This window comes from Xylophilus sp. GOD-11R, from assembly GCF_033546935.1.
Taxonomy (GTDB): domain Bacteria; phylum Pseudomonadota; class Gammaproteobacteria; order Burkholderiales; family Burkholderiaceae_C; genus Xylophilus.
This window is the reverse complement of the sequence record NZ_CP137854.1, coordinates 2681119-2700327: the sequence shown is the minus strand read 5'-3', so window position 1 is coordinate 2700327 and position 19209 is coordinate 2681119. Positions and strand designations below refer to the sequence as shown.

At 71.1% G+C, this 19209-nt stretch carries 11 protein-coding genes; 9 read left to right on the top strand and 2 right to left on the bottom strand.

Annotation, left to right across the window (positions count from 1 at the left end; genetic code table 11):
- Positions 1-7 precede the first annotated feature (7 nt).
- The 9 genes from R9X41_RS12675 to R9X41_RS12635 are packed head-to-tail and all read left to right on the top strand — an operon-like array spanning position 8 to position 16620.
- Positions 8-517 carry a phage baseplate assembly protein V gene (locus R9X41_RS12675; RefSeq protein WP_318630822.1) on the top strand — a complete coding sequence of 170 codons (510 nt, stop codon included), beginning with the start codon at positions 8-10 and terminating at the stop codon, positions 515-517.
- 2 nt (positions 518-519) lie between these two features.
- A complete protein-coding gene (locus R9X41_RS12670; RefSeq protein ID WP_318630821.1) occupies positions 520-840 on the top strand; it encodes a hypothetical protein in 321 nt (106 codons plus the stop codon).
- A 38-nt stretch (positions 841-878) separates the two neighbouring features.
- A complete protein-coding gene (locus R9X41_RS12665; protein ID WP_318630820.1) occupies positions 879-1250 on the top strand; it encodes a GPW/gp25 family protein in 372 nt (123 codons plus the stop codon).
- Entirely contained in the window at positions 1247-3784 is a 2538-nt protein-coding gene (locus R9X41_RS12660; RefSeq protein ID WP_318630819.1) for a putative baseplate assembly protein, read from the top strand. The genes R9X41_RS12665 and R9X41_RS12660 overlap by 4 nt, the downstream gene beginning before the upstream one ends.
- Positions 3781-6783 (top strand): baseplate J/gp47 family protein, encoded by a 3003-nt coding sequence (locus R9X41_RS12655; RefSeq protein WP_318630818.1) that lies wholly within the window; start codon positions 3781-3783, stop codon positions 6781-6783. Before R9X41_RS12660 ends, R9X41_RS12655 begins: the two co-directional genes overlap by 4 nt.
- Positions 6780-9140, top strand: a complete 2361-nt coding sequence (locus R9X41_RS12650; RefSeq protein WP_318630817.1) for a hypothetical protein — start codon at positions 6780-6782, stop codon at positions 9138-9140. Before R9X41_RS12655 ends, R9X41_RS12650 begins: the two co-directional genes overlap by 4 nt.
- Positions 9141-9152: 12 nt before the next feature.
- A complete protein-coding gene (locus R9X41_RS12645; protein WP_318630816.1) occupies positions 9153-12938 on the top strand; it encodes a DUF6519 domain-containing protein in 3786 nt (1261 codons plus the stop codon).
- An 8-nt stretch (positions 12939-12946) separates the two neighbouring features.
- A complete protein-coding gene (locus R9X41_RS12640; protein ID WP_318630815.1) occupies positions 12947-15814 on the top strand; it encodes a glycosyltransferase family protein in 2868 nt (955 codons plus the stop codon).
- Positions 15815-15837: 23 nt separating this feature from the next.
- Positions 15838-16620, top strand: a complete 783-nt coding sequence (locus R9X41_RS12635) for a hypothetical protein (protein WP_318630814.1) — start codon at positions 15838-15840, stop codon at positions 16618-16620.
- Between the two features lie 389 nt (positions 16621-17009).
- Here R9X41_RS12635 and R9X41_RS12630 read toward each other — a convergent pair whose 3' ends face one another.
- Complete coding sequence (locus R9X41_RS12630; RefSeq protein WP_318635217.1) at positions 17010-17555, bottom strand: FxDxF family PEP-CTERM protein; 546 nt, start codon at positions 17553-17555, stop codon at positions 17010-17012.
- Positions 17556-17814: 259 nt separating this feature from the next.
- Positions 17815-19137: a type VI secretion system contractile sheath domain-containing protein gene (locus R9X41_RS12625; protein WP_318630813.1), complete on the bottom strand. Its 1323-nt coding sequence runs from the start codon at positions 19135-19137 to the stop codon at positions 17815-17817.
- Between the last annotated feature and the right edge of the window lie 72 nt (positions 19138-19209).

Here is a 19209-nt window from a genome sequence, read left to right as displayed (position 1 = left end):
CGCATCGATGAGCGACAGGTTCTACGGCAAGTACCGCGGCATGGTGCTCAACAACATCGACCCGATGCAGATGATGCGGCTGCAGGTACAGGTGCCCGACGTGGCCGGGCTGCTGCCGGCGACCTGGGCCATGCCCTGCGTGCCGGTGGCGGGCATCCAGAACGGCATGGTGGCGCTGCCGCTCATCGGCTCGGGCGTGTGGGTGGAGTTCGAGCAGGGCGACCCGGACTATCCGATCTGGGTCGGCTGCTTCTGGGGCAGCGCCGCCGAGGTTCCCGCGCTCGCCCGGGCCACGCCGCCGGGGCTGTCGGCGATCAAGCTGCAGACCCCGCTGCAGAACGGCCTGACCATCAGCGACCTGCCCGGGCCGACCGGCGGGATCATGCTCAAGAGCGCGACCGGCGCGACGCTGATCGTCAACGATACCGGCATCTACATCCAGAACGGCAAGGGCGCCTCGATCGTGATGACCGGCCCCACCGTCACCGTCAACGCCGGTGCGTTGACCGTGGTCTGACCATGCCCGGCCCGCTGCTCCACCTCGGCGCCACGGTGCTCTGCGCCCACGGCGGCCAGGCCATGCCCGCCGCGCCCAACCCGCGGGTGCTGGTGTCGGGCCAGCCGGTGGCGACCATGGCCGCGCCCTACATGGTCGCCGGCTGCGCCTTCGTGCCGCCGGCCGGCAACGGGCCCTGCGTCACCGCGCAATGGGTGGTGGCGGCGACCCGGGTCTTGGTCGCCGGCCAGCCGGCCGTGCTGATGGACAGCCAGGCGCTCTGCACACCCACCGGCACGCCACTGCTGCCGGTGATGGCGCAGACACGTGTGATCGGCAGCTGAAAAGAAGCCCAACGCCATACCGAAAGGAGCCCGCCACCATGCATGCCGCCTTTCCCTATCGCATCGACGGCCGAGGCCGCAGCGCCGAGCCCGACGATGAAGACACCTACATCCGCCAGCTCATCGAGCAGGTGCTCTTCACCGTGCCCGGCGAGCGCGTGATGCGGCCCGACTTCGGCTGCGGCCTGCTGCAGCTGGTGTTCGCGCCCAACAGCGACGAACTCACCGCCACCTTGCAGGTGCTGGTGCAGGGCGCGCTGCAGCAGTGGCTGGGCCATCTGCTGCGCATCGACGAGGTGCAGACGGCCAACGAGGACTCCACGCTGTCGGTGCTGGTGCGCTACACCGTGCTGCGCACCCAGGCCTCGGGCAGCGCCGCTTTCGCCCATGCCACCGGAGCCATCGCATGAGCGGCGCACATCAATATTTCTGCGACACGCCCGGGCGGGTGCAGGCGCTGCGCGAGGCCGCGCTGCAGGAGCCGCCCCGCCTGCTCAACGGCATCCACTTTCTCGAAGTGGCGCCGGGCCATCGTCGGCTCGAAGTGCATTTCGTGCATCCGCTGGAGAGCGTGCCGGCCGAGCCGCTGGGCGAGGTCAACCTGGAGATTCGCGGCGGCGTGCGGGTGCGCGACCCCCAGGTGACGCACGTGGAGTGGGCCGGCGAGGTGATGCTGGTGGACGTGGCCGCCGCCGGCGACTTCTCGCGCTACACGCTGCGGCTGGTCGCCGGGCCCGGCCAGCCGGCGCCGCCCGAGGGTATCGATCCGGCGCTGGCGCAGATCGCCTTCAGCTTCAAGGTCGACTGCCCGAGCGACTTCGACTGCCGCACCGAATCCGACTGCGTTCCGCGAACGCCCGCGCCGCCGGCCATCGACTACCTGGCGCGCGATTACGCGGGCTTTCGGCGGCTGCTGCTCGACCGCATGTCGGTGCTGATGCCCGGCTGGCGCGAACGCAACCCGGCGGATCTGATGGTGACGCTGGCCGAGGCGGTGGCCTTTCGCGCCGACGAGCTGGCCTATCTGCAGGACGCGGTCGCCACCGAATCGACGCTGGGCACCGCGCGCCAGCGGGTATCGGTGCGGCGCCACACCCGGCTGCTCGACTACCCGCTGCACGACGGCTGCAACGCCCGCACCTGGGTGGCGCTGGAGGTGGCGCCGGCGGCCGACGGCCAGACGCTCGCCGGCTGCGACCCCGACACCGGCCTGGGCGGCGCGCAGCTGCTCACCCGCACGCCCAGCCTGCCCACCGGCCTGAACGCCGACGCCGCCCGGGCTGCGCTCGACGCCGGCGCCCGCTGCTTCGAGCTGGTCCATCCGCTGACCGTGTACGCCGCGCACAACCGGCTGCGTTTTCACACCTGGAGCGACGAGGACTGCTGCCTGCCGCAAGGCGCCACCAGCGCCTTCCTGCGCGACGACGAGGCCGATCCGCTGCGGCTGCGCGTGGGTGACCTGGTGCTGCTCGAATCGCTGGCCAGTCCCACCACCGGCGAGGCGGCCGACGCCGACCACCGCCAGCGCCAGGTGGTGCGGCTGACCCGGGTGGATCCCGAATCCTCGCCCGGCGCCGGTGCCCGCGCCGCGCCCTCGGTGCGGAGGGATCCGGTCACCGGCCAGCCCTACGTGGAGATTACCTGGGCCGAGGCCGATGCGCTGACCTTCGACCTCTGCCTGTCGAGGCGCATCGGCGGCGCGATGCACCGCGACCTGGCCGGCGGCTGTGCCAACGTGGCGCTGGCCGACCATGGCCGCAGCGCGTCGCGCGACGTGACCCTGCGCCGCCTGCCCGGGCGACGCGCGCCGCGCTGCGCGCTCGACGACAGCCTGATCACGCCGCTCACCCAGCAGGCCCGCACCCGGCTGCGCGACGGCGCGCTGGTGCTGCTCGATGCCGATGCGCCCGCCGCCGGCGCCGTCGCGCTCGACGAGCTGCCGCCGTCGGACGTGTCCGCCTTCGCCGACGTGCGGCCGGCGCTCGACGTGCGCAGCCAGCGCGACCAGCGCCGCTGGACGGCACGGCGCGACCTGCTGACCAGCGACCGGGGCGCTTACGACTACGTGGTGGAAACCGAGAACCGGGGCCGCGCGGTGCTGCGTTTCGGCGACGGCGTGAACGGCCGGGCGCCCGCCGAGGCTGAAACGCTGGTGGCACGGCTGCGGGTGGGCAACGGCGTGGCCGGCAATGTGGGTGCCGAAGCCATCGCCCATGTGGTCGCGCCCTGGGCCGGCGACGTGCTGCGGGTGCGCAACCCCTTGCCGGCGCGCGGCGGGGTCGACGGGCTGTCGGTGCAGAAGGCGCGGCTCGACGCGCCGCACGCCTTTCGCAGGCAGGAGCGTGCCGTGACACCGGCCGACTACGCGGCGGTGGCCGAGCGCGCGCCGGGCGTGCAACGGGCGGTCGCCACCCGGCGCTGGACCGGCAGCTGGCACACCCTGTTCATCAGCGTGGACCGGCGCGGCGAAGCGGCGCTGCCGGCAGCCGAGGAGTCGGCGCTGCTCGACTTCGTCGAACGCTTTCGGCTGGCGGGGCACGACGTGGAGATCGACGCGCCGAGCTACGTGGCGCTGGACATCGGGCTGCACGTGTGCACCTTGCCCGGTTATTTCGCGGCCGACGTGGAGCGGCGGCTGCTGCGGGTGTTCAGCGCGGGGCGGCTGGGTGGCGCGGCGGGCGACACCGGTTTCTTCCATGCCGACCGCTTCAGTTTCGGCCAGCCGGTCTACCTGAGCTCGCTGGTGGCCGCGGCCATGGCGGTGCCGGGCGTGGCCTATGTGCGCACCACGCGTTTCCAGCGCCTGGGGCGCCATCCGGCGGGCGAGCTGGCCAGCGGGCGCATCGCGATGGCGCGGCTGGAAATCGCCCGGCTCGACAACGACCCCAATGCGCCGGAAAACGGCCGCATCCGATTCGACGTGGAAAGCGCAGGTACGCCATGACCGACAGCTCCGATCCGCTCGACGGCTGCCACTGCTGCGAAGACATCGCCGGCCCGCGCGCGGTGCGCAACGACCCCGGCTTGCCGGCGCTGCGCTACCGCATCGACACCCAGCCCGGTTTCTACGCCCGCATGCTGCAAAGCCTGCCGCTGCGCCGCGCCGACGAGGCCGACGCCGGCTCGGCTCGGCCTCTGGCCCGGCTGCTCAGCCGCGCGCCGGACGACCCTGCCATCGCGCTGATCGACGCTTCGGCCTGCGTGGCCGACGTGCTGACCTTCTACCAGGAGCGCATCGCCAACGAAGGCTATCTGCGCACCGCGACCGAGCGGCGCTCGGTGCTGGAACTGGCGCGGGCGGTTGGCTACGAACTCAACCCGGGCGTGGCGGCGGCCACCCACCTGGCCTTTACCGTGGAAGACGCGCCGGGCGCGCCGGGCGTCTGCACCCTGGCCGCCGGCCTGCCGGTGCAGAGCGTGCCGCCGCAGGGCAAGCTGCCGCAGGTGTTCGAGACTGGCGCGGAGATCACGGCGCGTGCCGAATGGAACGAGCTGCGTCCGCGCCTGCTGCGCCCGGCCGACATCGCAGTGCTGGAAGTGCCCGGCACCGAGGCCGGCACCACGCGGCTGGTGCTGGCGCTGCTCGGGCCGGCCGGCGGGTTTCCGCCAGCCACGCCCCGGCTGCACACCGGGCTGGTCAGCGCCAGCCTGTTCCGGCTCGACCCGGCGCTCGTGGTAGACGCCACGGTGGACGCGCTGGAAGTGGGCACGGTGTACTTCAACGAATCGACCGGCGGTGTCGCGCAACTGGCGCGTGGCGACCTGCTGCTGTTCGTGGGGCGACGCGGCGAGAGCCTGTCCAAGCTGATCCTGCGGGTGGTGGCGGCGGTGCCCGAGGCCACGCTGAAGCGGGTGCGTATCGACCTGGAGCCGCTGCCCGAACCCGGCCATGCCGCGCCGCCACCGGCCAATCCGGCGGTGGTGCCGTACACACGCAAACCGGTGTTGAGTTTTGCCCGGGCGCAGATCACAGCCGTGCCCTTCACCGGCCATTCGCTGGCCACCACGGTCGTGGGCCAAGCGTGGCGGGAGCGCGACCTGCAGGCCATGATCGGCATCCAGGGCTGGCACCGCGACAGCCTGGTGCGCGCGATCGGCGCCAACACCGCGCCGGCTCCGGCGCCGGTGCCCGCCAGCACCCCGGTGGCGCCGCCGCCGGGGGCTTTCGCCTTTGGCGCCCGCATCGGGTTTTTCGGCCACAACGCGCCCAAATGGGCGGTGCTGCCCAAGGGCAGCAATCTGGTCCACGGCGAGGCCTATGCGCAGGGTTGGGATCCGGGCGATACCGGCGTCGGTGCGGCACCGCGCAACATCTGGACCGACTCCCAGGGCAGCACCGACGCGCTGGCGCCGCACCACGTCTACCTGGAACGGCCCGTGCCGGACGTGTCGCGCGCCGGCTGGGTGGTGTTCGACGCACCCGACGCCGGCACCCGGGCGCGGGCCTACACCGTGTTCGACGTGCGCGAGGCTTCGCGCGCCGACTACGGCCTGTCGGGCCGCGCGCTCGGCCTGCGGCTGGCCGGCGACGATGGCCAGCTGCTCGACCCCAAGCCCAACGACACCTACCCGTTTCGCAGCACTACGGCGCACGTCGCCAGCCGCCGCCTAGCGCTGGCCGACCTGCCGATCGACACACCCGTGGCCGCCGGCGATACCGCCATCGAACTCGACCGCATGGTGCTCGGCCTGGTCGCCGGCCAGCCGGTGGCGCTGATGGGTGAGCGGGTGGACCTGCCTGGCGTGCAGGTGGCCGAGATCGCGGTGATCGCCGACGTGGTGCACGCCGACGGCCGCAGCACGCTGCTGCTGCGCCAGGGCCTGGTCTACGGCTATGGGCGGCGCGGCCTGGCGATCAGCGCCAACGTGGTGCCGGCCACGCACGGCGAGACGGTCACCGAGCTGCTCGGCAACGGCGATGCCTCCCTGCCCAACCAGCGCTTCACGCTCAAGAAGCCGCCGACGACCTTCGTCTCGGCGCCCACCGATCGCGGCGTGCGCAGCACGCTCGAAGTGCGGGTGGGCGGCGTGCGTTGGGACGAGGTGACGGCGCTCTACGGCCAGCCGGCCGACGGCGCGGTCTTCAGCACCGCCATCGACGACGACGCCCGCATGGAACTGGTCTTCGGCGACGGCGTGCAGGGCGCGCGACTGCCGACCGGCTCTGCCAACATCAGCGCCCGCTACCGCAGCGGCATCGGCCCGGACGGCGAGGTGGCCGCCGGCACGCTGACCATGCTGCGTGCCATGCCGCTGGGCCTTCGCGGTGTGAGCAACCCGGTGCCGGCCACCGGCGCGGAAGGCCCGGAGCGGCTGGCCGACGCCCGCCGCAGCGCGCCGCTCACGTTGCTCACCTTCGACCGCATCGTGTCGCTGTCGGACCACGAGGACTTCGCCCGCGCCTGGCCCGGCATCGGCAAGGCCCGCGCCGACCTGTTGTGGATCGACGGCGCCACGCGCGTGGTGGTGACGGTGGCCGGCGCCACGGGCGGGCCGCCGGGCGCGGAGGTGCTGGCCAACCTGCGGCTGTCGATGCGCGCGGCCGGCGACACCGCCCAGCGCTTCATCGCGCTGGCCTATCTGCCGCGCTATTTCAGCTGCCGCGCCCGGGTGGCGACCGACCCGCGAAGGGTGGCGGCGGAGGTGCTCGACGCGGTGTCGGCCACGCTGCTGCAGGCCTTCGGATTCGAGGCGCGCGGGCTCGGCCAGTCGGTCACCGCCGCCGAGGTGATCGCGCTGATGCACACCGTGCCCGGCGTGGTGGCGGTGGACCTGGACGAGCTGCTGCCCTACACCGACGCCTCACCGCCGGCTGCCGTGGCCGAGCCGGTGGCGGTGCCGTGCTTCGGCGCGCGCTGGGACGCCGCACGGCGCGCGGTGTCGGCCGCCGAGCTGCTGCTGATCAACCCGGCCGCCCTCGACCTGGTGGAGATGACGCCATGAGCCGCCTCGAACCCGAACGCCTCTACCGCCTGCTGCCGGCCGTCTACCGGGTGCGCGACGCCGAGCAGGGCCAGCCGCTGCGCGCGCTGCTCGGCACCATCGAGGAAGAACTCGAGCGCATCGAGGACGAGGCCGAGGACCTGTACGACAACTGGTTCATCGAGACCTGCGACGAATGGGTGGTGCCCTATATCGGCGACCTGCTCGGCGCCCGGCCGATCCACGCGATTGCGGCGGCCGGCGTGAGCGCGCGGGCTTACGTGGCCAACACCATCGCCTACCGCCGCCGCAAGGGCACGGCCATGGTGCTGGAGCAGCTCGCCCGTGACACCACCGGCTGGCCGACGCGGGTGGTGGAGTTCTTCCAGCGGCTGGCCACCACCCAGCATCTCAACCACCTGCGGCTGCGCGTGCCGGCCACCGCCTGCCTGCGCGACGCGGCTTCGGCCGAACTCGCGGCGAGTGCCTTCGACACCTTCGCCCACAGCGCCGACGTGCGCCATGCCGCGACGCGTGGCGGCCGCTACAACATCATGAACGTGGGCCTGTTCGTGTGGCGTCTGACGAGCTATGCGCTCGGCACCGGCACGCCGGCCGATGCAGCGCCGGATTTCGTCAGCGCACGCCGGCTGGGCGGCTGGTGGAGCATTCATCCGGCGGGGCTGGATGCGCCCTTGTTCAACCGGCCGCGCACCGAGCCCGGCATCGATCACCTGGCCGAGGAGGACAACGTGCCCGGCCCGCTGCGTCGACTGGCGTTGCACGCCGAGCTCGAAAGCCTGCGCCGCCTGGCCGCGCAGCCGCAGCGCATCGCGGCGCCGCGGCCGCGCTTCATGACCGAGGTGGACCCGGTGCTGCGCCTGTGGGTGCGGCTCGTCGGCGAAACCAGCCCGCAGGAGGTGCTGCGCGAGGACATCCATCTCTGCAGCCTGCCCGACGAGATCTTGCTGGTCGCACCCGCGCCACGCGCCGTGGCGCTGGACGTGGAACGCGGCCGGCTCGCCTTCGCGCCCACGCTCCACGTGGCCGAGGTGTGGGTGCAGCACAGCTACGGTTTCTCGGGCGACCTGGGCGCCGGTCCGCACGACCGCTCGCAGGCGGTACGCGAGCTCAACCTGAACCTGGGCGGCGAGCTGGCGGGCGAAGTGGAGGGCGCAGGCGACAGCGGCGGCTTCTTCGACCCCGGCGTGTGGCAGGCGGGTGTGTCGCGGCTGGTGCCAGCCGACCCGGGCGCGCCGACCGGGCGTGTCTTCGGCTCGCTACGCGACGCGGTCGACGCCTGGAACCAGCAGCCAGCCGGCAGCGTGGGCGTGATCGTGCTGATGGACAGCCTGAGCGAACTCGATGCCGCCACCGATCTTTACGCCAGCCCGTCGCAGCCGCTGGAAATCGAGATCGCCGAAGGCTCGCGCCTGTTGATCGTGGCCGGCAGCTGGCCGCTGGAGGCGGTGGCCGGCAGCGTGCCGGGCGACCTGCGTCGGCGGCCCGGCCGCTTCGACGCGCGCCAGGTGCGGGCGCATTTCGCCGGCGAGCTGGTGGTGCGCGGCACCGCGCCGGCCGGCTCGGCCCATGCCGGCAGCTGCTGCATCAACGGGCTGATGCTCGAAGGCCATCTCACCGTGGCGCCCGGTCACCTGGGCGCGTTGGCGGTGTCGCACTGCACGCTGCTGCCGGGCTTCGGCGCGCTGACGGTGCAGTCGGGCAACGAGCGGCTGCGGGTGACGCTGGCGCACAGCATCTGCGGCCTGGTAAGCGTGCCCGCGCCGATCGCGGGGGTGTCGGTGGCCGACAGCATCGTGGGTGTCGACAGCGAAGGCGGCGGCTCGCCCGACGTGAGCCTGGACGCGCCGCAGACCGCGCTGGACACCGCGCGCAGCAGCTTCTTCGGCGCGGTGCTCGCGCTGTCGGTGAGCGCCACCGATTGCATCTTCTGTGCGCCGGTGCTGGCAGAACGGCGCCAGGTGGGCTGCGTGCGCTTTTGCTTCGTGCCCGAAGGCTCACGGGTGCCCCGGCGCTACCGCTGCCAGCCGGACTTGGCGGTGGAGACCCGCTTGACCGCCTTGCGCGAGGCGGCGGCGCTGGCCGGCCGGGTACCGGCGCCGGGCGAGGAGGCAGCGCTGGCAGCCGAGTTGCGCGCGGCGATCAAGCCCTTGTTCGTGTCGCGCGAGGTCAACGACCCCGGCTTCGGCCAGCTGGAGTCGCGCTGCGCGGCGCAGATCCGCCAGGGCGCCGAAAGCGGCGCCGAGATGGGCGCCTTTGAATTCCTGAAGCAGCCGCAGCGTGAAGCCAATCTGCGCGCCGCACTCGACGAATACCTGCGCCTCGGGCTGGAGGCCGGCGTCTACACATCCACCTGAGGGAGACAAGCCATGAAGGGCGATTTTTCACGCGAGAGCTTCCGGCCCGCCGCGCACTACAGCGCGGTGCGGCTGCAGCAGGGCCGGGTCGTCACCGATGCCGACTGGAACGAGCAGGCCGATCTCAGCCGTTACCGCAGCGAGCGTTTCGCCCGCGACGCCATCGGGCCGGCGGGCATGCCGGTGGACGCTGCCGGCTACGCCCTGCGGGCCGAGACCCGCGCGCTGGCGGTGCTGGCGCTCAATCCCAACGTGGCCTGGGTGCTGGCCGAAGACGGCCTGCTGCTGCACACCGCCAACGCCGGCGCCGACTGGCTGCCGGCCGACCTGCTCGGCGTGGCCCATCCGTACGCGGCGGCTCAGGCCGGCGGCGTGGGCTGGGTAGTGGGCGAGGGCGGGCTGCTGCGCAAGACCGGCGACCAGGGCCAGACCTGGACTGCACGCGAGGCCGGCACCCTGCGCGACCTGCGCGGCGTGGCCGCCTTCGGCGCCGACCGCGCCTGGGCGGTGGGCGACGGCGGCACGGTCGTCGCCACCGAGGATGGCGGTGCCACTTGGCGTCAGGCGGTGACCGACGCCGAGCGGCCCGATGCGCTGTTCGCGGTGCGCTTCATCGACGCCTTCGAAGGGGTGGCGGTGGGGCGCCGGGGCGCCATCTACGGCAGCACCGACGGCGGTCACACCTGGCTGCGCCAGGACAGCGGCACCACCGCGCACCTGCAGGCGCTGGCCGGCATCGGCACCAACCTCCTGTGGGCGGCGGGGCAGGGCGGCACCGTGCTGCGCAGCACCGACGCCGGCCAGAGCTGGCTGCCCTGCGCCACGCCGTCGGATGCCACGCTGCACGCCATCGTCTTTCGCGATCCGCTCGAAGGCTGGGCGGCGGGCGACCGCGGTACGGTGCTCTACACGCTCGACGGTGGCGCGCACTGGAGCCGCATCGACGTGGGGGTCGACACCCCGCTGCGCGGGTTGTCGGCGAGCGATGGCGACGCGGTCTGGGCGGTGGGCGACGCCGGCGTGGCACTGCGGCTCGACAGCGGAACACCCGCCGCGCAGACGGTGGCGCTGCCGGCGGCGGGGCTGTCGATCGGGCCGGGGCGCTGCTGGCTCGACGGCCTGCTGTGCGAGCTCGACGACTGGACCGGCTACGCCCACCAGCCCGACGGCGGCGCGGGCGAGCGGCTCGCGCCGGGCGCCTGGCTGGTCTACCTCGACGCCTGGCAGCGCCATGTGTCGGCCCTGGAGGCGCCGGAGATATTGGAGGTGGCGCTGGGCGGCCCGGACACGGCCACCCGCGCCCGCACCGTGGCGCAGGTGCGCGCCCTGCCGCTGGTGGTGGGCAGCCCGTTCGACTGGGACTGCGCCGACGAGGTGGCGGCCTGGACCGCGCTGGTGAACGCGCCTGGCCCGAAGCTCGCGGCGCGCGCCGAGCCACAGCTGGCGGCGGCCAACCTGTGCGAAATCGCGGCGACCGCCGGCTACCGCCGTCTGGAGAACCAGCTCTATCGGGTGGAGGTGCACCAGGCGGGGGGTCCGGGCGGCGCGCAGGCGAGTTTCAAGTGGTCGCGCGAGAACGGCTCGGTGGCCTATGGGGTGCTGGCCGTCGAGGTCGACACGGCGGCCAACCGCACCGTGGTGCGCCTGGCCGCGCGCGGCCGTGACGCCAACCTGGACCTGGCGCCGCACGACCGCGTGGAGCTGTGCGACGACGACAGCGAACTCGGCCAGCGCCACGGCGTGCTGCTCGAATACCTGGCGGATGGTGACGACGAGCTCGAACTCGTGCTGCAGGGCGTGCCCGGCGGCACCACCGGCCGCGACCCGTCGCGCCATCCGCTGCTGCGCCGCTGGGACCACCGGCCAGCCGCCGGCGCGCTGGCGCTGCCGGTGGTCGAAGGCGGCTGGATCGAGCTGGAGGAGGGCGTGCAGGTCCGCTTCGAGCCGGGCGGCCACTACCGCAGCGGCGACTATTGGCTGATTCCGGCACGCACCGTGACCGCCGATGTCGAATGGCCGAAGGACGCCGACGGCGATCCGCTGGCCTGTCCGCCTGCGGGCATCGCCGACGCGTATTGCCGGCTGGGCATCGTCGAGGTCGATTCGACGGGCGCGGTGACGGTGGTGGCCGACTGCCGCGAGGTCTTCGCGCCGCTGGCCTCGCTGCGGCAGCTGTTCTATGTGTCCGGCGACGGCCAGGACGCCGCGCCCGGCGCCGTGCTGCCGCAGCCGCTGGCGCTGCGGGTGGCGCGGGCCAGCGTGCCGCTGCCGGGCGCGCGCATTCTGTTCGAGGTGGAAAGCGGCGGCGGCGGCATCGGCGGCGAGGTCGACGACACCGCCTTGTCGGCCATGTATTTCGACACCCGCACCGACGAGCACGGCATGGCCGAATGCCGCTGGGCGCTGGGCCCGGGCGCAGCGGCGCCGGCGCGATTCCAGCGCGTGCGCGCCAGCCTGTGCGACAGCTACGGCCTGCCGCTGCCGGGGCAGACGCTGGTCTTCTGCGCCACCGCCTCGCTCGGCCTGTACCACCTGGCGGGTGACGGGCAGGAAGCGCCGGCCGGCCAGCCCTTGCCGCATCGGCTGGAGGTGCGGGTCTCGCATGCGGACGTGGGCCATGCCGGCGCCGCGGTGCGCTTTGCCGTGGAAGAAGGCGGCGGCGCCCTGACCGGTGCCAACCCGGCGATCACCGGCGCCGACGGCATCGCCGGTGTGGCCTGGCAGCTCGGCACCGATGCGCTGCAGCGGGTGAGCGCCGAACTGCTCGACCACGACGGCCAGCCGTTGCAGCGCATCGCCTTCAATGCCGGCGTGGTGCAGCCGGCCACCGTGGGCGGCGGCGGCCGGGCGGTGGCGGCCTGCGAGATCACCGTGGGTCCGAACGGCGACGTGCCCGATCTGAAGTCCGAGGTGCTGCGCGGCCTGCTCACCGGCGCCAAGGGCCAGCTCTGCCTGTGCTTCATGCCGGGCCACCATGTCATCGATGAGCTGGAGGTGGAAGGCGGTTCGCAGGCGCGGCTGTCGCTCCACGGCTGCGGCCAGGCCTCGCGGGTGTCGCTGGGCAAGCCGATCACGCTGCGGCGGTTCGCGGCGCTCGACTTCGCCGACCTGGTGATCGAGCTGCATGGCGAGCGCGGGCTGATGCTGGCCGAGATCGGCGAGCTGAGCCTGTCGCACGTGAGCCTGCAGGCGGTAGGCGCGCCGGCCCAGCCCTGCCTGCGGGCCGAAGGCGTGCGGCGGCTGCGGGTGCAAGACTGCGTGTTCGCCGCAGGGGTTTCTGACAAGCCGGGCGTGGCCGCCATCTTCGACCAGCTCGCGGGCGACAACCAGATCGCCCGCAACCGCTTCGAGGGCATGGTGAGCTTCTACGGCGATCCGCTGGATCCGGCGCAATGGCGCGACCTGATTCCCGTGGTGCGCGAGCGCCTCGTCGGCCGGCCGCTCGTGGTCGACGCCTCGCGCCTGTTTTTCAGCGACAACAGCGTGGCGCTGCTGGGCATCGGCGAGACCATGGTCAAGCGCCTGGCCGAAGGGGTGGAGGAGGGCATCTTCGAATCGGCCACGCTGCAGGGCAACAGCTTCAGCGGGCACGACCATCTGCTGGCGGCCGGGCTGATCGCCTTCGCCGGCAACAGCTTCACCGAAGAGCCGCGGTCCGAGTTCTACGGAACCATGGTGGCCAACCGGGCGACGGCGGTGGGCAACCTGGCGCAGCGCATGGAGCGGGCCAAGCTGTGGTTCATCACGCGCAAAGGCGAGTTCGAGGCGGCGGCCAACCTGGTCACCATCGACAACTGAGCACGGCGATGACGATAGCCCGCGACGCCTTGCCGACCAGCTTCGCCGCCTTTCGCGACCGGCATCGCGGCGCGACGGTCGTCGTCTGCGGCTGCGGCGCATCGCTCGGCGACTGGCCCGGGGCGCGGGCGCTGCCGCCCGGGCTGATCACGATCGGGGTGAACGATGTCGGCCGGCGGTTCACGCCCGACTACCTGGTGGTGGTGAACCACCGGCGGCAATTCACGCCGGAGCGCCATGCGCATGTGGTCGACAGCTGGGCGCGAGCGGTCTTCACCCAGTTGCCCGACCTCGACCTGCCGCATGCCCGCGTGGTGCGTTTCGAGCTCGGTCGGCGCGGCGGCACCGGCCTGGACGACCCGCGCCGGCTGGACTACACCGACAACTCGCCCTACGTGGCGGTGTGCCTGGCCATGCACCTGGGCGCGGCACGCATCGGCTTGATCGGCGTGGATTTTTCCGACCACCATTTCTTCGCCGCCACCGGCCGGCATCGGCTGAACGGGAGGCTGGCAGGCATCGACGCCGAATACGCGGCGCTGGCCGCAGCCTGTTCGGCACGCGGCGTGGCGCTGGTAAACCTGAGCGCGACGAGCCGGCTGACGACGCTGCCACGCGTGGATATGGGCGCTTGGCTGGGCGGTTTGCGGCCGCTGCCCGCGCCGCGACGCGATGGGCGACGGGTCTTCTTCGTGCACTACCGGTTCCTGTCTTGCGGCACCGTCTTCGAGACCGGCCTGCGCGAGGCGGCCGACAGCCTGGGCGTGGTCGCCGAACACGGCTACTGGGACGAGCCCGGGCTGGCCGCGCGCATCGAGCGCTTCCGTCCCGAGCTGATCCTGGTGGTGCACGGCCGGCGCTTCGCCCAGCGCTTCGGCGGCCGGGCCTGGCGGGCGCGCACGGCGGTCTGGCTGCTCGACGAGCCCTACGAAGTGGACGACACCGCGGTCTGGTCGCAGCGCTTTCACACGGTGTTCGTCAACGATGCGGCCAGCCTGCAACGGCATCGCCATGCGCACCTGCTGCCGGCGGCCTATGCGCCGGGGCTGCATCGGCCGCCCGACGGCGCCGGGCCGCGTCGGTACCGGCTGGGTTTCATCGGCGGCGGCAACCCGTCGCGCCAACGCATGCTGGCCGCGCTCGCGCAGGCCGGGCTGCTCGACTACGTGGTCGGCGGCCCCTGGCACGACCCGCGTCTGCGCGCGCTGTGCATTTCCGACAAGCTGCCGGCCGACGAAGCCACGGCGCTCTATCGGCAAAGCGACATCGTGGTCAACGTGTTCCGTGATCGCCACCACTACAACCGGCAGGGCCTGCCCGGCACGGCCATGAACCCGCGTGTCTGCGAGGCCCTGGCCTGCGGTGCACTGGTGATCAGCGAGCCGCGCGAGGCCCTGTGCGCCGACGTGCCCGAACTGCCGGTGTTCCGCACGGCCGACGAGGCGGTGGCGCTGGCCACGCATTTCATCGCCCGGCCGGAAGAACGCGCGCGGGTGCAGGCCGCCTGCGCCGCTCGCCTGGCCGGCGCCACCTATGCCAGGAGACTGGAGGTCGTGATGGACATCAGCCTGGGATCGAACGCCGTCGCCGAGGTGGCGCAGGGCGAAGAACACGAACCGCCGGCCGAGAGCACACCCGCGCCATCGTTCGACGACGACTGGCTGGGCCTGGGCGGCGCGGTACACCCGGTGCGCGACGGTGCCGGCGCCGATGCGCCGCAGATCCTCGTCGACCCCGGCACCGCGCGTGGCCCGGCGCTGGAGCGCGGGCTGGCGAGCCGTCGCCGCTTCGACGCGGTGGACCTGTCGTTCGAGGTGCGCCTGTCGCCCGGCGCCTGCCTGCTGGCCAAGGTGCACCAGGGCGATCAGGTCGATCAGGCCAGCAACTCCTACCACCTGCTCATGGACCAGCGGCGCGCCTACCTGGCGCGGCACCAGCATGTGTTTCGCCAGTTCGATCCGCCGCAGCAGGAGTGGACCGCGCTGCGGCTGGTCTGCGTCGACGGCGTGCTCTCGCTCTACCGCGCGGGGCGGCTGCTGCACCGCGTGCGCGATGGGCGGCTCACCGGCGGGTTCGCTTTCGTCGGCGCCCAGGGCGGGCCGGTGTGGCTGCGGCGCGTGGTGCTGGCGCCGGCCACCGGTGCCGTGCTCGCGGCGGTGGCGCGCGAAACGCCCGATCCGCGGGAGTCGCCGTCGCAGGTGGCGGCGGGTGATCGCCTGCGCGTGCTGCGCCCGGTGCGCTGCGGCCCGCCGCGCTGGACCATCGTGACCACCGTCTACGACCGCGTCGAGTGCCTGCGCCAGTGCATCGCCTCGGTGCAGCGCCTGGGCTTCGGCGACTTCGAACACCTGATCGTGGCCGACCATCCCGATCCCGAGGTGATGGAGCGCATCAGCGTGCTGGTGGACGCGGCGGCCGACCCGCGCATCGGCCTGTACGAGCTGCCCGAGCGCCACAACGACTGGGGCATCGCCCCGGCGGCGGCGGGCCTGCGGCTGGCGCGGGGCGAATACCTGAGCTTTCTGTCCGACGACAACGGCTACACACCGGACCATCCCGATCCGCTGATGCGCACGCTCGACGCCGACCCGCGCCTGGGCTTCGTCTACAGCTCCTGCCGCTACGACGGGCGCCTGGTGCTGAACCACCCGGTGCCCCGGCCGGGCCGCATCGACCTGGGCCAGCCGATGTTCCGGCGCGAGCTGTTCGAGATCCACCTCGGCGACGACCTGCCCTTCGACATGATGGCCTGGGACTGGCACCTGGTGGACACGCTCATGCGGCGCGGCGTGCGCTGGCGCCATGTGGACCGGCAGAGCTTCATCTTCCGGTTGGCCAAATATCCGCAGCTGATGGCGTCGCGGCAGGCCGCCTGAAGCTGCCTTCAGCGCAGGTCGCCATGATTTCCTACTGCATCGCCGTCTACCGCCCGGTCTATGCGCGGCTGCTGCTGGCCGAGCTGGTGCGCAAGACTTCGGTGCCCTTCGAAATATTGCTCTGGCTGAACGTCGCCGACCCGACGTTCGAGACGCAACTCGATGCGATGCGCACCGGCGGCATGCCGCTGCGCATCGTCGGCCGCAGCCCGGGAAACATCGGCATGGCGGCTTACCGGCCCTTGTTCGCGGCCTCACGCCATGGCTTGGTGGTGCAGATCGACGACGACGTGGTGGCGGTGTCGCCCGGCGTCGCGCAGCGCGCCGACCGGCTGTTCCGGCGCCACCCCGGCCTGCGCATGCTGGTGGCCGATGTCTGGCAGGACGAGTTCACCACCGGCGCGCGGCCGGAAATGTCGGCCTACCGGGCGTTCGATGCGCGGGAGGGGCTCTACAGCGGCCCGGTGGATGGCTGGTTCGCCGTGTATCACCGCTCGGTGCTGCCGCTGCTGTCGGCCTTGCCGAGCGCGCCATATTTCAGCCTGGGCGCGGTGGCGTGCCAGCGACTGGAGCAGCGGGGCTTCGTCGGTGCGCTCGACCTTGGCATGCGGGTCTTTCACGTGATCGGGCCGGCGTATGCGCAGGCTTTCGGCATGCTGGACTTCGAGATCGCCAAGTACCGCCGGCTCGGCCGCGCCGACATCGTGGACTGGTACGAGCGGGAGCGGGCCGGTCTGCCGCCGGCAGACGCCCTGACCGAGCGTGTCGCCCTGATCCACAGCGCCTTGTCGGCCGCACCGGCCTGATTACTGGAGCAGGTCGAGCAGCCAGCCGAAAAACCGACCCAGCATCAGGATGGCGGCCCAGAGGGCTTTCAGGGTTTCCCACAAATCCATCGTGATTCTGAAATTAGTGAATGAGCTCTTTGGTTACGCCGCTCAGAAACACGGGGCGCTTGCAAGTGGCGCAGTAGACACGCCAGCATAATCGTCGGCGCGTCGCCCGATATGGCAGACGGGTAAATGTTTGCCCGCGGCTGTTTCAACCTTTAGCAAATGCAGACAAAGGGGCAAAAAAAAGACCACTCACGTGGTCTTTTTGCGATGTAGCGGCTTGCATGGCAAAAGGTTTGGAGTCCCGTCCGCCCTTCTGGCCCTGGAAATCTCACCGCTAACCGGTTCAGGGGGTTGACGAATCAACCAATTGACCGCCTTCTGCGGGCGATTGCAGCCATCATACCCAATCCTGCGATCATCAGGGCGTAAGTTTCTGGTTCCGGAACCGGATTAATAGCGAGCAGGCCGGTGTAGGTGCCAGATCCGGTGCCGATGACGCGAAGGGTGTAGTCGGCACCGAAGGTCAACGGGCCGGTTGCGAGGGTCCCGTCGTACCGAATTACCCCTGTTGCTAATTCGGTGTTTTCGAAGTTGGCCTCGCCCGTGACCTGATTCGCGTAGTTCAACGATTCACTGAAAAGGGTCTTGCCATTGAACAACTGCAGACCCGTGACGACCGCGTTACTCCCGGTCAGGGTGATGGATAGCGTCGTCACCACCGTTGATAAGTTCAACGATCCGATCTGAAAGTTGAACAAATGGTCGAATCCATTGGATCCAACGCCCTCGATGGTCACAGTCCCGCTGACCGGGCCTAGATTGATCGCGGCCGGTGTCGCCATCGCCTCACCGCCCGTGGCAAGACAAAGCGCCATCGCAGCGACGATGCTTGCTTTCTTAAACATAGTTTTCAAGATAAATACTCCACTGAAGTTACTGGGCAGATGGAAACATCTGCAAAGTAAATGTCACATGCCTGCATATACCGCTCAATAGACCGTGCGGATTAATTGGCAATATTCGGCTTAATGCGTGATGCTCGACACATGGAGTAAGCGCAGAAACATCTGGATTTGATTTAATTATTTTGAACATCCGCGATCGACAGGCCAAAAAAAACGCCGCACGAAGGCGGCGTTGTTAAGGGAGTCGGGTACGCTGGATTCAGGCTGGAGGGCCGTCGGCCCCCTGATCGTCGATCGTTGCTTGCAGACTATGTCGAAGCACGGTGCCGTCGATGGCCGCCACTTCGGCGCTCGACCCAAGTTTGCCAGTCGGCTCGAGCGAGGTGAGCAGGTGCAGCGCGTGCAGCGCGGGATGGCACCACAAGGCGGCGGCCGCCTTGCCCGTTTCTGCTTCGTCGAATTTGAAGCTTGCGATCGGATGGGTCTCTGGCGCATAGGCCGGTCGCAAGGGGGCACACGCGTCGGTCAGGGCGAGATAGCTCGCATCCGGTTGTGCAGCCAGTTTCTCGATGGCGGATGTCCAGCCGGCCGCCTGATTCGGGTCGGAATCGATACTCTTTCGCGGCAGGGCTGTGATGCATGGCGCTCCGGCACAGGCGGCCACGCGCGACAGTCGCGTCAGCAGTGCCGCGTGCTCAGGCCTCGTCTCGAAGTCGTAGCAGGCGGCGATGTAGCTGTAGGCGCCGGCGGGTTCGTGGGCAGGGCGGTGCGCAAGAAGGCGATACAACGTGGTGTCGGCGATTCGCACGCCGCTTCCCAGGTCCGCGGTGAATTCGTCGAAGCCGATGTCGATCAGGTAGATCTGCGCCGCCTGCACCCCCTGCGCCTCGTGCAGCAGATGACCCACGCCGCGCCACAGCGCCTCGGCCTGGCGGAAATCCGGCTGGTGCAGCAGCGCGCGCATCGTGTCCGCGATGGCGAGGTCGACACAGGCGATGCAGTCGGCCTGCGATTCGGTGTCGACACGGGAGAGGAACGGGCCCACGAGATGCGGCAGCAGCGCATCGACGGAGGGGTCGTCGCCCAGCGGCCGGCGCCGGTTCGCCAGCGCGGACGCCGGCGTGCGGCCGATGCGACTCCAGTGCCGCATCTGCTCCGCAACGGTCGGAAAACTCAGGTTGTTGCTGAGCCGGCGGCGCAACGCCGACAGCCCGACGGTGAACACGCCCAGCGTCTTGTAGAGCGAATCCGGATGGAACGACTCCAGTCCGGTCAGAACGACTTCCACCGGAGCGGCCGTGGCGCCGAGCGGCAGGCGCAGTCGGGGGCAGAGCCGCTGGAGCGTCTTGTCGAGCGTGCCCTCTTCGACATGGATCGAACGGCAGCGGGCCAGCGCCGCGCCTCTGTCGTGCCGGTCCGTGGCGGCACTGGCACCGAAGTCGCCCAGTACGGCGATACGGGGTGGTCCATGCGGATTGCGGATCGGACGAATGGCGTCCGGGGGCTCGATGTCGGGGGCGGGTACGCGTTTGGCGTCGAGGGCAGAAAAGGTCCAGCGGGACGAGGGCGTGGGAGATGGCATTTGGTCGCCATGATCGATTCCGCCCCTCGCGCGAACGGACGCCCGGTCAGATTATTTCAGGCACCTTGGGAC